11 protein-coding genes are annotated in these 15,059 nt (G+C 47.9%); all 11 read right to left on the bottom strand.

Going from position 1 to position 15,059, the window contains the following annotated elements; genetic code table 11:
* Nucleotides 1-30: 30 nt before the first annotated feature.
* Nucleotides 31-309 (bottom strand): hypothetical protein, encoded by a 279-nt coding sequence (locus tag ACGE0T_RS06565; protein WP_459189733.1) that lies wholly within the window; start codon nt 307-309, stop codon nt 31-33.
* A gap of 16 nt (nt 310-325) precedes the next feature.
* A complete protein-coding gene (locus ACGE0T_RS06560; protein WP_459189732.1) occupies nt 326-2,062 on the bottom strand; it encodes an SWIM zinc finger family protein in 1,737 nt (578 codons plus the stop codon).
* Nucleotides 2,038-3,156: a VWA domain-containing protein gene (locus ACGE0T_RS06555; protein ID WP_459189731.1), complete on the bottom strand. Its 1,119-nt coding sequence runs from the start codon at nt 3,154-3,156 to the stop codon at nt 2,038-2,040. The genes ACGE0T_RS06560 and ACGE0T_RS06555 overlap by 25 nt, the downstream gene beginning before the upstream one ends.
* Nucleotides 3,157-3,160: 4 nt before the next feature.
* Nucleotides 3,161-5,554: a DUF5682 family protein gene (locus ACGE0T_RS06550; protein ID WP_459189730.1), complete on the bottom strand. Its 2,394-nt coding sequence runs from the start codon at nt 5,552-5,554 to the stop codon at nt 3,161-3,163.
* Complete coding sequence (locus ACGE0T_RS06545; RefSeq protein WP_459189729.1) at nt 5,515-6,630, bottom strand: ATP-binding protein; 1,116 nt, start codon at nt 6,628-6,630, stop codon at nt 5,515-5,517. Before ACGE0T_RS06545 ends, ACGE0T_RS06550 begins: the two co-directional genes overlap by 40 nt.
* Before the next feature lie 6 nt (nt 6,631-6,636).
* Nucleotides 6,637-9,864: a DUF4132 domain-containing protein gene (locus tag ACGE0T_RS06540; protein ID WP_459189728.1), complete on the bottom strand. Its 3,228-nt coding sequence runs from the start codon at nt 9,862-9,864 to the stop codon at nt 6,637-6,639.
* A gap of 350 nt (nt 9,865-10,214) precedes the next feature.
* The gene (locus ACGE0T_RS06535; protein WP_459189727.1) at nt 10,215-11,312 is read right to left on the bottom strand and encodes an ABC transporter permease; all 1,098 of its coding nucleotides are present in this window, start codon (nt 11,310-11,312) and stop codon (nt 10,215-10,217) included.
* A 10-nt stretch (nt 11,313-11,322) separates the two neighbouring features.
* A complete protein-coding gene (locus ACGE0T_RS06530) occupies nt 11,323-12,426 on the bottom strand; it encodes an ABC transporter permease (RefSeq protein WP_459189726.1) in 1,104 nt (367 codons plus the stop codon).
* 4 nt (nt 12,427-12,430) lie between these two features.
* A complete protein-coding gene (locus ACGE0T_RS06525; RefSeq protein WP_459189725.1) occupies nt 12,431-13,165 on the bottom strand; it encodes an ABC transporter ATP-binding protein in 735 nt (244 codons plus the stop codon).
* Between the two features lie 17 nt (nt 13,166-13,182).
* Nucleotides 13,183-14,082, bottom strand: coding sequence for an ABC transporter ATP-binding protein (locus ACGE0T_RS06520; RefSeq protein WP_459189724.1), 900 nt, complete (start codon nt 14,080-14,082; stop codon nt 13,183-13,185).
* A complete protein-coding gene (locus ACGE0T_RS06515) occupies nt 14,079-14,978 on the bottom strand; it encodes an HlyD family secretion protein (RefSeq protein ID WP_459189723.1) in 900 nt (299 codons plus the stop codon). The genes ACGE0T_RS06520 and ACGE0T_RS06515 overlap by 4 nt, the downstream gene beginning before the upstream one ends.
* Nucleotides 14,979-15,059: the final 81 nt, after the last annotated feature.

Below are 15,059 nucleotides of genomic sequence, written 5' to 3'. Positions count from 1 at the left end.
TTATATAAACAGTCATATACTTTTATCCAACTATAAATTCTGCAAGCCGGAAACCGTCTTCTGATAACATTCCAACGCACATAAACAGGACACCGCCGCTTCCGCCGTACCTTCTCCCGCCTGATATTTGCGGACAGAAACGGAGAAAGCGTCTATCCGGCGCATGCCTTCGGACATTCCCAGTTCCTTCATCCAATGTTTCAGTTCTTCCATTTTCTGCAAAGTGACCGGCAATACATTGCGAACCCCGGCAAAGGCAATGTCCGACAAAAGGAGTTCCAACTCTTTCAAAAGATTATCCAGTATCATTGTATATACGCGTTATTTAAAAGTAAAAATTCTCTACCCCCTTCTCCCCTATGATGGAAACAGGAACCAAGCCGCCCGCATTCTTACGGCAAACCATATAGCGGGGCTTGCAATCGACATGTTTCCCCATCGTTTCAAGCACACGGATGGCAAGCTCGTTCATCTCGTTAAAATCCAATACACCGTCGGCTACCGGTTCTTCATTCTCTTTCTCCATCGTAAAGGTAAGTTTCTGTTCCGTGCGGTTAAACGTTACCCAGCCCAGACGCACGAAAGGAACAAGCACCAACTGTTCCGGCTGCCTTTTGCTAAAATAATCGTACCCGTTGCCTGCTGCCCCGTCCGACAAGTCAAACAAAGAAGCTATTTCCGAAAACGATTGTATGCAAGCATGGTCTACCGTGCCCGTTATTTCACAGAGCGTCTGGGCGGAAGACGACAGACGGTTCTGCCGGTTCATCTTGAAATTACGAAGCGTAAAAGAAGAACGGGACAGTACCGACAAAGACAAATTGTCCCCCCAATGCTCATTCTTTACAAACTGCCGCCGCAGGTTTTCGGCAGACATCAGTTCCTGCGTCTGCTCGTAATACCCCGCCAGACTGACGGTATAGGTACAGATACTTTGCTTTTCGTGATAAAAGAAATAGGCAGTTATACCGAAATATCCGGAACGGGTTTGCCACGGATACCCACCCAACGCCGTAAAATGCCCGACCGGAGTCGTATAGTAATCCGAGCGGGTACTTTCTATCAACCGGCTGATAAGCGTCGTATTCTGTGCGTTACGCAAGACAAGCCTCATCGTATTATGCAACCGCGACAAGGTGGCAAAGGTTGTGAGCGGGCTGAATCCGACATGCTTGCCTGCCATATTCTCGATATCGGACGAAAGAGAACGGAACATGCGTGCCAGATTCCCTATCCCGGAAGTCTCCATCTTGACAGAAAACTGGATGGCCGCTTCAACCTCATTCTCCCCGCAGTTGATTAAACCTTTATCGAGTATTCCCGTTACAAACGCATCCGCCGCTTCCAGCAACCGTCCGGTATCTTCCGTTATCAATGAAAGAGCTGTCGGTTCATCGGACGAGCCGGAGAGTTTTCCCTGATTGCTCAGGTAGGAAAGGATGGCTATCAGTTTATGTTTGCACAAACCACTGCTCCCGCATTTGCAAACGGCACGGTTCAGGCTGTCTTCTTTCGGGAAATAAACCGTTACGTTTTCGGTGTTGATGGTGGCCTCCAGCATATTGCCTTCCACAAAGTCGGCAGTCCAGCCATCCTGTATCAGCCGGAGCGTGTCTTCAAACAATTTCTTCCCGGCTTGTTTGCGAAGCTGTGTTATATCCGCTTCCTTCAAGGCTTTCCAAGGCTCGGCTACGGGAGACACCTCATCCGGTTCCGGCTGTGTTTCCTCTTTTCCCGCACTGCTTTCTGCCGATGCGGCATAGTCCGCCACCGAAAGGATAGCCATCAGGATATGCTTGCAGACTGTTTTCGAGGGACAGCTACAGGCGCTCTGTGCCACATCCGGCAGCAAACGGACGATTACATCTTCCCATTTCACTTCCAGACATTCGCCCGACACGGCAATGTCTATCTGCTCGACGGCTTCCAGGTCTTTCAGGGCACGTTTATAAAGTCCTTTGTTTGCCAGCGTCACCAGAAACGCTTCGTCAGCAAAAGGGATGAACTGCTCTGCCAGAAGATGGCAATCCCCGGTAGCTATGATATGATTTTTCCGATCCATTCTGCTAATTCTTCAGGGGTTATGGCAGCTACATCCGCTCCCATATTGGCAAGGGTACGGGCTGCATTTTTATCATAACAGGGCATACTGGAATAGTCGAGGGCAGGCAGCACAAACAACCGGCTACCGGCTTCGAGTATGTCCCGGCACGAGCGGTACATAAAATGATAGCTGGCTCCGTCGTACAGGTCGCTGACCAGAACGACTATCGTTTTCTGGGGCGCGGTAATCAGTTTCTTCCCATACTCCAAAGCCCGGTGTATATCGGTTCCTCCTCCCAACTGTACCTTCATAAGGATACCGACCGGGTCGTCCGTATGCTCGCTCAAATCGACTATGGAGGTATCGAAAATAACCAGCTTGATGGAAAGGAACGGCAGGCGGGCAAAGATGGACGCCATAACAGCGGTATAGATAACCGAGTCGGTCATACTTCCGCTTTCGTCCACCAGTATAATGATATGCCACGGATTATAACGGCGCACGTTCTGGTTGAAGAACAACCGTTCCGGGATAACCGTACCGTATTCGGGGCTGTAGTTTTTCAGATTCTTGCGTATGGTCTGCTTGAAATCGAAGTTACGGAATATCTTGTAGTGGGAATTGGACATCGGGAGCTTACGCCCGTAAAAGGTTCGTTTCACCTTTATCTCCAGTTTCTTTTCAATCTCTTTCACCACATCGTTCACAATCGTATATGCCAACTTCTTTACGTTGTCCGGCATCATATTATGAAAGGCAAGGATATTTTTCAGCAAGCCGATATTGGGTTCCAACTGCCGGAGCACCGACTCGTCGGTAAGCAACTGGGTGAGATTGTATTTGTCGAGCGCCTGCTTCTGCATAATCTCGACGGTTTTCTGGGGGAACAGCCGTTTCACCTGCTTCAGCCAGGCAGGGACACTCAGCATCGAGGCTCCCCTTCCCCCACGTTGTCCTTCGATACGCATCCCCTGGTCTTTGCCATATTCGCGGTTGTACAGGAAACCGAGGGCGGCATCCATTTCGGCATCTTCCGGATTCAGCGGAAGATTCTCCCCGGCAAATTCGCCCAGTATCAGCCGCCAGCGGTTTATGATTTGTTGTTCGTCCATTTTCTTATAAGTTCCATTCGTTAAGCGCATCGGCAGCAAGCGCGTCGAGACGCATACCCTGTTGTATTTCCCCCGCAGAAGCGACAAGGCTTCCCGAAAGGGAGGATTCCGACACATGATGTTGCTCGGCTATCACTTTGCCTAACCGGTCTAATTCCATCGGGAGGAAGTTGGTAAAGGCGTAACGCAGGTTCGGCAGGATGGTAAGGAACTGCTCGTTGCCGGCTCCGATAACGACCTGTTCGATGGCTCCCAGTATCCGAGTATCCATAAAAAGGACATCACGCGCTACAAGGAAAACACCGCAGACAAAGGATGCGGCTTGTTCCGGTTGTCCGATACTGCTTTCAAGATAGGTGGATATCCGGTCGCAGAAAACAGCCTGTTCCACCTCGCCTTCCTTATACCGGATGGCAAGGCAAAGACCGTAGAAGCGGCTGTTGCAGAAACCATCCTGCAAGGCTTTATCCACCTCGGTAGAAAATGCGGCATTGTCGAACCAGAGGTCTGTTTCCAGTGTCAGGTTATACAGGTTGCGCATCTGCTCGCATACTCCCTGCTCTTCGTCTTCGTTTACCTGGCATACCAGCGGTATCAGTTCGAGGGCCTCTTTAAAAGCAAGGCGCGCCAATCCCGGCAAGGCGGGTACCACATCGCCATCCATCAACCGCTGCATATGCGCCAGATAACGGATACTGCTTATCAACTGGCAGAGGCTTACGAAGTTTTTCTCGTTCAGAATCACTTGCCGGAGCTTGTCTTCATACTGTAAATAGAAACCTTCCACACCCATCACCTGAACGGAAATCAGAAGTTTACCCAATTCCTCAGCGGTCATGCTGTCCTTGAAGTTCCGTTCTATCAGGGAAGCACAGACTTGCGACAGGGTCGCCCCATAGACGGAAAGGTCTATCAGGCGGGTTTCCACCTGCGTGCTGTAACGGCATACCCAGATTTCACGTACCAGGTTCTTATCTTTCCGGTTCACATAATCGGGACCGGATTGCAGGATACAAAACTCCGTTTCAAGAAACAGCAGTTGATGGAGAAAACGGCTTTTCCTGTAATGCGCCGGATTCTTTATAATATCGAGCGTGACTTCCTGACGCTCCACAGTAGATGTTTTCAGGCGGTGCTGCGCACATAAGGCACGGAACTCGCGTACTACGGGAGGAATACAATCGCCTGCTATAATCTTTCCCGCTCCCATACCGGAAAGCAGACGGTGCAGGAAGTCCACTTCAAAAGTGGCTGTTGCGTTCACATCTCCTTTTACAAAACAACTCCGGATGCCGTCCAGCAATTCATATACACCGACCGTTTTCTTTCCCCGCAGGCATGCCAACGAACGTGCCATATTCAGGGCGTTGATTTCATCGGGCAAAGAGATACTCTGTGTCTTGCGGGCAAAACGCGCCGTCTTGATGATATAATCCAGTACCACCGAATTGTAAACGTCTTTCTCCCCCTTCTCCATCTTCTCCCAGATTGCCTGATAAAAGGCAGGGAATGGCATTCCGGCGGCATAACCGCTCTTACTGTCGGCTTCACGGAACGTATAAGGCATCAGGTAAGAAGCCACCAGTTCCTTATTGCAGGAAACCAACGACTGTTTTTCCCCGGAAGCAACCGACTCCATAAGCCCGCAGACATGGAAAGCGCCCGTTACTACCAGAATGCGTTTATAGTGCGGCAGAGCGTTTCGTATTTCCGTTGCCATATAGATTTCGCGCTGGCGGTCTTCCCGGAACGACTGTTCCGTTGGCGGAGTAGCCAGACGCATGAAACAACCCAAATAAAAGACATTCCGCACAAAGGAACGGGTATCGGACTGTTCCGCCTGCAATTCATAATGGGATTCCCAGAACTCGGAAAAGGTACGGCATCCGGCACGCGCCGCAATACGGGATGTATAAAGGTTCACTTCATACTCCTTGTCTTCGTTATAATAATACTGGGTTTCCGCTTCCTCACCCTTCACCTTATTAATCAGACGAAGGGCATAGGGCATATCGATAAAACGGACGGGGACCTTACGCGCCGCAGCCTCCCGGATTGCCACCAGTTCGGGCGAATAAGTAAGAAAGGGATAATAGGCACGGTACTTTTCCCGCTCTTCGTCTACCTTTCCCTCTTTGTCGTCATAACTGTAATAGATGCAAAACGGGGGAACGGAACTGCTGTCGGCGATATAAGGGAGCAATTGTTCCGAGTCGGATGGTCCTTCTATCAGTACCAAGTCCGGCATATAGGCTTCAATCGTACGCCGCAGATGGAGAGCACAGGCAGGCGAATGGTGACGCACGGGAAAGTACACCACCGGACTGTCCGCCTTGTAACTTTGCTCGAACAGCTTCTCTATTTCAGATAAGTCCGGTTCTCGTAGTATTCCTTCCATCTTCCTCCGTTTCGTTCGGCTTTCAGCTTCACCACTCCGTTAAAATAGTCTTTCAATTTAGGCAAGTCGTCTTTATTCTCCTTCATTACGGCTCCCATCAGGTTTTGCACCAGCGAACGCATACTTACGGTTCCGTCGCCATAATAATAAGCGTCGAGGGCCGACTGGTAGTACACCGAGACAGCTTCCGCCGTACTCATCACTCCGGAGAGTTTCTGTATCTTGGCTTTCTCGAATGAGGTACCGCTACGCAATTCATTGAATGTGGAAGCCAGGATATCCACGACCTCTTCCTGAACCGGCATATCGAGCCCGTTTGCGGCAAGCATATTGCTGCACTGGTCGGTGATAATCTTGCTTTCCAGGCTTACGCTCCGCACCGGTTCGACGGTTTCGAAATTGAAACGGCGCTTCAAGGCACTACTCATTTCGTTGATACCCTTGTCGCGGGTATTGGCTGTTGCGATTACGTTAAAGCCGCTCGATGCAAACAGCAAGCCTTCCTCTCCCAGTTCCGGGATATTCAGGACGCGGTCGCTCATAATACTAATCAGGCTATCCTGTATTTCCAGAGGACAACGGGTGATTTCCTCAAAGCGGGTGATAATACCCTTTTTCATTCCTATATAGACAGGAGACGGGACGAGTGCTTCCTTTACGGGACCTTTCGCCAGCAACAGCGCATAATTCCAGGAGTATTTGATATTATCTTCGCTGGTTCCCGCCGTACCCTGTACGGTATTCGTACTGATACCGCAAATGGCTGCCGAGAGTAATTCGCTAAGCATTGTCTTTGCTGTTCCCGGTTCGCCTACCAGCATCAAACCGCGGTTTCCTGCCAGCGTAATGATAGAACGCTCCACCAAGGCGTCATCGCCAAAGAATTTAGGAGTAATACGTACCTGTTTGCCATCCAGTTCTATCGGTTCTTTCTGTCCTAAGATAAAAGCGCGGACGGCACGCGGGGATAACTGCCAGTTGGCAGGTCGGGAGGCTCCGGCATCTTGTTTGCGGAGTGCGGCAAGCTCGTCGGCATACCGCATCTCCATCAAAGGTTTCTGTACTTTATCGTTCATGTTTGCTTATTCACTTTTTAATTGGTCGAATACACCCAGCACACTGCTTACGAAACGGGACGGAACGTCTGAAACATCCAGCAATACATTGTCTTTCGGTTCGTCATCAGTCAACTGGTCTTCACCCAGGCGATAGAACAGGACTTCTCCCAAGGTTACCGTATCGTTGTATTCCTGTCCCATATACATATATTCGAAGTTCAACTGGGCAGCTACATTCAGGCACTTATCCACCCAATGGAAACAGGTATAACTTCCGGCATCCAATACTTCGCCACGTACCATATTGTACTTCTTCGCCATTCCTGCAATCTTGCCCGACAAGGCGACAATACCGTTATACCGTATGATTCTCTTTCCATTGCGGTCGCTGCTATCCAATGTAACAACCGGTGCTGTCAATTGAGGTAAGGGTTGTACGACTTCATAATCGTCCAACTGTTCTTTCCACCGGGCCAATGTCTCGGCGGACAAATCTATCGGATGTACCAGTGTGATGCTTGCTTTTTCCGGCAATTCGTATTCATCCTCATCCACGGTATTGAATGTTCCGTCATCCATATAACGGAAGGCTTCCACCAATGTGTCTCCATCGTATACTCCCCAAACCAAACCAGTGGCAAAGCGGTGCATGATAGGATTTTCCACAAACAGCGTGTTCCAGGCATCTACGGTCCAGCGGCGACCGTTCATTAATACCTTTTCCAAACGGTTTGTCTGGGTTTGCACGGTTGCCTTCATCTGCTTTTTCAGCTCGGAGAACTCTTTTTTCGCTGCTGTTGCTTTTACCGTATCGTCGTTTGCGCCGGGAGCAGGCATGGATTTGATTGTCTTTTGCTTGTCGTTGTCGAAGATAGAAAGCGAGAAGTCCGGCATCAGGGTTATTTTAAAGGTGCGCGGACCATAATCCAGTTCCTTCTCCCCTTCCTTGTTGAATCCCAAAGTGGGGACAATCTTGTCCGAAAGTTCGTCTTCCGGTATTTCCAGTGCTTTGGCGGCGAATGAGAAGGCTGCCTTTGCCGCATTCTTCACCTGGTTGCTCGGGAATTTGACAGACATTCCGTCTATCATCATCAAAGCGACACTGCCACCGTTCATGGCTATGGCATTCACAACAAACGCGGCAATAGCTCCACGGGCAGCATCCGCCCAGTCGCGCAACTGGTTCTTCAATGCCAGAATCTGGGTATCGGAAGCATAGATGCAATAGGGAACCATGACCATCTTCTTCTTTGCTTCGGCTCCGTTATCTTTCCAGAACTGATAGATATTTTCGAGTGCCGCCTGGAAATCCTGCGGATGAAGCTGGGCGACTACCATATCGCATGCTTTTATCTTATAAGGTTCTTCCAGACTCATATATTCGGACAGGATATATTGAATGACTACGGCCGGAACTTTACCGGAAAGGTCGGCAAAGCGGACATCGGTCATCATATTCTCCGGTATCCAGGAGATATATTTCGCATTGTCCTTATCATTATTGTCCGTACAATATTCGATAACCGTTTCATTGGTAAAGGTAAAGCCTGCTCCGAACTTACGCTCGTTGTCCCAACGTTTCAGCAAACGTTTAGCGGCTGCCAAAGCATCGCCTTTGAGTTTGGGGAATTGTTTTTCCAGGGTAGGACGCACAGATTCTTCATTATCGGCAATCAAGGCTTCTGCTTCTTTACGGAGCATCTTGGATTTATTGGAGAGCAGGCTAATCAAAGGCTGGTACTCTTTTATTTCACAAGTTGCATAAATGAATTTCAGCCATTCGATCGTTTCCTCGATGCTCAGTTCGCCGCTTGTAAGCAAATCCAACGCCATTGGTTCGTGTTCCATTACATCCTCGCGCGACAAGGCTCCGTCCAATGCCGAAGAAAAATAGCTGTAGGCTTTAAATACCTGTTTCATTGTAAACTCGTTATTGGCATTCAACAGCATTTGTATGCTTTCGCGTGCCGGTACATGCAACCAGTCTTTCCGGGCACTCACAAGCTGGGCGATTACACAGGAGACGTTATTCATGTTGATTGCTTTCTTAGGCTGTAGCAACAGGATATCTATAAAACGTTTTGCCAGAGGGATATATTCATACAATAAACCGAATGCCCCGATTGCGATTCTTGAACGTCCCCAACTGATAGAACTGATAACCGACAGTTTAGTTCTCCATTCGTCCGCTGTGGTATGCTCATCCATAATTTCCACTTCCGTGAAGCGGTTCTGATTGCCGTTATTGTTGTATTCATTGAGCAGACGCAGCATGGTACAGAGAATCACTTTATCGGCGGCAAGCCGCATCGATTCCCCTTCGCCATGTTTCATCAGGACTGCCAGCATAAATAATCCGTAGGCAGCATCCCACGAACCACGGTCTTCAAACAGATGGGAACAGGTATCCAGATACGTCTGCTTATCTTCATTATATAATTTGAGAAGAGCGGAAGCCCGGTCGATACTTGAATAAACATCCGTTGCTACCAGGTAATAATAAGGCCACATAGGAGCGCCTATATCTTTTAGCAAAGCCGGGACCTCGGATTTCTCCATCATGAAATTCAAGCTGCGCACGGTCGAGGCTTTCGCCTGTATGCGTTGCAATAAAATATCTTTGAGTTCCGGTGAGAGGGCATATCCTTTATACAGCATGTACAAAACATAATCCCCGCCTTTCTCTACCGCCGAAACCAATGCCGGCAGATAACGGCTATACCCGGCAGCGTCTTTTTTCAGCATCACGACTGCGATATAAAGGGCCAAGCCGAAATCTGCATTTTGCTTTTTCCATGCTGCGAATTTATCCGTCAGCAGTTGGTCGGCAAACTCCACAGACTCGTTAGGACAGTATTCTGCCATCAACTCGGCAACCTGATAAAGCACGGAAGGCTTGATATTGGAACCGTGGCGTATGATTCCCTGCTTCAATATCGACTCGAAGTCGTAGCCGATGCGCAAACAAACCTTCACCTCTCCCGCATTATAGAAGGAGCTGATCAGACCGTTCGTACGTATCTTGGAAATAACTATCAACATGCGTCGTGCCAGTTCGGCATTCTCGCCATCCAGTTCCCTTACGAGCCAATCCTCATAATAGGCATAATATTTGCTGCCTACAGTTCCGGGACCTACCAGATGATCTGTCTTTTCATCTAAATATTCATACACTTGTGGAGTCAGATTCCACTGATAATAACTATTCTCGAACTCTTTTTTCCAGAGTTCCATCATCTTTTCCCTTGTCATGGTATCTTCTATTATAGTTACCCGTATCTACGGTTTTATATCGATTTGTAAAGCTTGTATAATAAAAACACACACAAAATTAATGGCTTTACGGATATACGCAAGAAGAAGGCTTGGTAATTTGCGGTTTACAACGTATTTAGAGAAAAACAGACCGCATCTACAAATAAAAAGGCATACCCTCGACTCGGATTTCCGAGTCAAGCAATTCACACTTCTGAGTCGTACGACTCAGACTTGCAAGTTGAGCAACTCAGGCTTCTGAGTCGTACAACTCAGGCTTGTAAGTTGAGCAACTCAGACTTCCGAATCGTACAACCCGGACTTTCAGATCGTACAACTCAATATGCTTATCCTTTTTTCCGGTAACTGACCACCGCCAGCACATTAAAAAAGACGGCAAAAAGGCTTATTATTATAAAATGCACGGAAAGGTCTGCCAGGACACTCCCTTTCATATACACCATACGCATCACTTCGACGAAATAACGCAACGGATTAAACAAAGTCAACTTCTGCGCCCATTCCGGCATACTGCTGATCGGGGTAAACAAACCCGACAACAATATAAATATGATAAAGAAAAAGAAAGCTGTAAACATTGCCTGCTGCTGCGTTGACGAAACCGACGAGATAGCCAGTCCGAATCCGGTAAATGCGATAAGATAAACTGCTGCAAACAAATAAATAATTCCCGCATTACCGACAGGCAACAACCCGTAAACCAGCCATGCGATACAGATACCAACCGTTAACAATACCAATCCGATTACCCAGAACGGTATCAGCTTCGATAAAAGGAAAACGGACTTCGGCACAGGTGTCACATTAATCTGCTCTATCGTTCCTTTCTCCTTCTCGCTTACCACATTCAGGGCGGAAAGGAACCCGCCGATAATCGTCATCAGGAAAGCAAGGATAGCGGGAACCATATAATTCTTATAATTCAAATGCGGATTAAACAGGTTACTGGAGAGGATTCCGATTTGTTCCCTATCCGGTCCGAAACCCTTTTCACCATTAAAATCCTGAATGATGGAAGAGAGATAAGAACTACCGATACCTCCCTTGGTTCCGTTCACGGCATTGGTCGCTATCAAGACTTCGGCCTGCCCTTCCCTCCCCAGTTGCTTTTCAAAACCGACCGGGATTTCCAGAATAATATCGGATGTATTATCCTCTATGGTAGCCAATGCCTCGTTATACTGTGCCGATACATCCGAAAGGCGAAAATAACCGGATGAAAGTACCTTATCCACCAACTGCTGGGAGACAACGGAATGGTCGTTGTCCACAATGCTCAGGTTGATATTCTTCATTTCAAAATTGGCGGCAAAAGGCAGAATAATCAACTGCATCAACGGCACAAGAAAGATGATGCGGGGAAGGAAACGGTCCCGCTTGATTTGTTTGAACTCTTTTTCGAGCAAATATCGTAATGTTCTCATAAGCCTGTTATTATAAACGGATTTTGAAACGTTTCACACTCAAGGCAACCAATGCGACCACCATTACGCCTAATATGCAGATTTCTTTCATCACGGCTGCGGTTCCCAGTCCCTTAATCATTACATCTTTTACAGCTATAATATACCATTTAGCCGGTACGATATGAGAGAGCCATTGCAGGATAGCCGGCATATTCTCTATCGGGAACACCATACCGCTCAATAATATCACCGGAAGCATCAGCACCATGGCACTAATCAGCATGGCTGCCTTCTGCGTATCGGCAACCGTAGAAATCAACAGTCCGAGGCAAAGTGAAACCAAGGCATACAACACCGAAACGAAAACAAGCAACGTAAGGCTACCTGCTATCGGAACTCCCAACAGAAAGTAAGACAGCGCAAGGATGGTGGCTATGTTTACCATACTTAACAACAGGTATGGGGTTGCTTTTGCCAGGATTATATAAATAGGCTTCATTGGAGAAACCAACAGGACCTCCATCGTGCCCATTTCCTTTTCTTTCACAATGCCTACGGATGTCATCATAGCACAGATCAGTATCAGAATCAGCCCCATGACACCGGGAACAAAATTGTAGGCTCCCTTCATCAGGGGATTATAGAGTAAATGCACCACCGGGGAAATGCCGGTCGGATAAACGGCAGACGCTTTGCCTGCCATCTGGCTCTCGCTCTTCCATTGGCTGATGATTGCCGTTGCATAGGCTGTTAGCTGAGTCGCTTCATTCGGGTCTGTCGCATCAGCCAACAGTTGGACAGCAGCATCGGACGAAGAAGAATAATCAGCCGGGAATACGACCACCAGCTTCACTTTACCCTGGCGGAAAAGTTGCCGGGCTTCCTTATCGCTATCTATTACCTTATACAGGTCAAAGTATTCACTGGCATCGATACGGTCGATCAGCTTCGAGGTTATTTCATCTCGGCTTTGATCCAATACGGCAACAGACACGCTTCTGATTTCCGTCGTGATGGCATAACCAAACAGGATAATCAGGATAATGGGAATACCCAATAAAATCATCATGGTCCGCACATCACGAAAGATATGCAGGAATTCTTTCCGGACAAAAGACAGGAATTGTTTCATGTTTCTATTCTCCTCTCGTTGCTTTACGTGCCAATGCGTGAAATACTTCATTCATATTATGAGCCTTAAAGGTGGTTTTCAGAGCCACCGGACTGTCCAACGCTTCTATCTTACCATCTACCATGATGGATACACGGTTGCAATACTCGGCTTCATCCATATAGTGGGTCGTAACGAAGACGGTAATACCCCGTTCCGCCGCCTGGTATATCAGTTCCCAGAACTGGCGGCGGGTAACCGGGTCTACTCCACCGGTCGGTTCGTCCAAGAAGACCACACGGGGTTCATGGATTACGGCAACAGAGAAAGAAAGTTTCTGTTTCCAGCCAAGGGGAAGGGCGTCGACCAGGGTATTCCGTTCGCTTTCCAATCCCAGTACATGGAGCAATTCGTCTGTTTTCTCCTTTAGTTTTTTCTCGGATAACCCGTAAATACCTCCGTACAGGCGGATATTCTCCCAGACTTTCAAATCCCCGTACAGGGAAAACTTCTGGCTCATATATCCGATGTTCCGCTTGATTTGTTCGGCTTCCTTATATACGTCGAACCCGGCAACCTGCGCTTGCCCCGATGTAGGGACGGATAAGCCGCAAAGCATACGCATGGCAGTGGTCTTCCCGGCACCATTGGCTCCGAGAAAGCCGAATATCTCGCCCTCTCCCACATCAAAACTAATATGGTCTACAGCCGTAAAGGTTCCGAAACGCTTTGTCAGGTTTGTTACTTCTATTACATTCATAACGATACTTCTTTACATTACAAAGCCATAAAACAATCTTCCACCGACGGCTCTATCCGTTCTATTTCCAAACCGGTATATCCTTTCTCCGTAATGAATTGCCGTAAACCGGAAATATTACTTCCGGCATCCTTCAAGGTCAAATGATGCGAGTCACCGAACGCATAACAGGAATATGTATCCGGATAAGTCCTCAAATCGATAAGCAATTTATACATCGAAGATGCCCGGACGGCATATAAAGGCCGGACAAAGGTAGAGCGTATACCATCGGGCGTATCTACCGACAGGCATTGCCCCGAACGCATCAGGGCGATCCGGTCGCAACGTGAAGCCTCGTCCATATAAGGGGTAGAAACCAGTATGGTGATACCTTCTTTCTTTAAGCGGTCCAGCATATCCCAAAACTCTACACGGGATACCGGGTCGACACCAGTAGTCGGTTCGTCCAGGAAAAGCACTTCCGGACGATGTATCAAGGCACAGCTCAAAGCTAATTTCTGCTTCATACCTCCGGACAGTTTGCCGGCTTTCCTCTTCTTGAACGGTTCGATCTGGACATAGATATCCCGCACCAAATCATAATTTTCCTCCACTGTCGTATTGAATACGGTTGCAAAGAAGTTCAGGTTTTCTTCTACCGTCAAGTCCTGATACAGGGAGAAACGTCCCGGCATATAACCTACGCGCTTACGAATTTCTTTATAGCCACGGACCACATCCAAGCCACAGACCGAAGCAGTTCCGCTATCGGCAAGCAAGAGGGTGGTCAGGATACGGAACAGGGAGGTCTTCCCCGCCCCATCCGGTCCGATTAGCCCGAACAGTTCACCCGGTTGGATATCCAGGGTAATATCCTGCAAAGCCGGGATATTACCATAACTCTTACTGATATGTTGAATGACTACATTATTCATTGGAAAACAGTTTCACCGTATTGACCGATTTTCAGATACCCGTCATTCCTTACGGCTATCTTGATGGCATATACCAGATTGGCTCTTTCATCCTTTGTCTGGATTCCTTTGGGGGTAAACTCGGATTTATCGGAAATCCAGGTAATCGTTCCCGGATATTCCCGGCGTTCCTTTTCTCCGTAATCGGCAAATACACGTACTTGCTGGTTCAGTTTCAATCGGGACAACTGGTCGGCTGTTACATAAGCACGAAGATACAGCAGGTCTACGTCGGCTATCTTATATAAGGGCTTACCGGCGGCCGTTACTTCTCCCGCCTCGGCATATTTAACCAGCACGGTTCCGGTTACAGGATTTACGATACGGCTCTTTTGCAGTTGGTCGTCCAATTGCATAATCTGGTATTGGATACCTTCCGCTTCGGCATCTGCTCCTCCCGTTGTTTTATTTAAGGTAGAATACTGGGCATCCAATTGTTTTTGAAGTACCTTGATGTTATTGACGATATCGTCCACCTGCTTTTGATTGCCGGCTTTCGCTTTCACAAGGTTCTCCATACGTTGCTGCTCACTGCGTGCCACGGCTATTTGTTGTTCAAGGGCCGCTATCTGCTTACGGATATCCGGTTTGCGGACATCGACAGAACGTAAACCGGCAGCCAATTGCATTTTCCGCAAATAGAGTTGCGTACTGTCCACAAACCCGATTGCATCCCCGGCTTTCAACCGGTCGCCTTCGGTAAGGTTTAATTCCATGATTTTACCATTTGCTTCGGAAGAGACTAATACTTCGGTCGACTCGAATGCGCCGGTGGCATCGAAATCATTCTTGTTCCCGCTACAGGAAAACAGGAAAAGGACAGATAAACTGATTGTATGTAAAATGAATCGTTTCATAAGCTATTATTTAAGTTCTTTTATTCCGTTTTCAAAACATAGGTGTTTTGATTTCAAAGCATATATGTTTTAAACGCAAAA

The sequence above is a fragment of the Parabacteroides sp. APC149_11_2_Y6 genome (assembly GCF_054506995.1).
The sequence above is the reverse complement of the archived record's forward strand: the minus strand, read 5'-3'. Positions and strand labels throughout refer to the sequence as shown.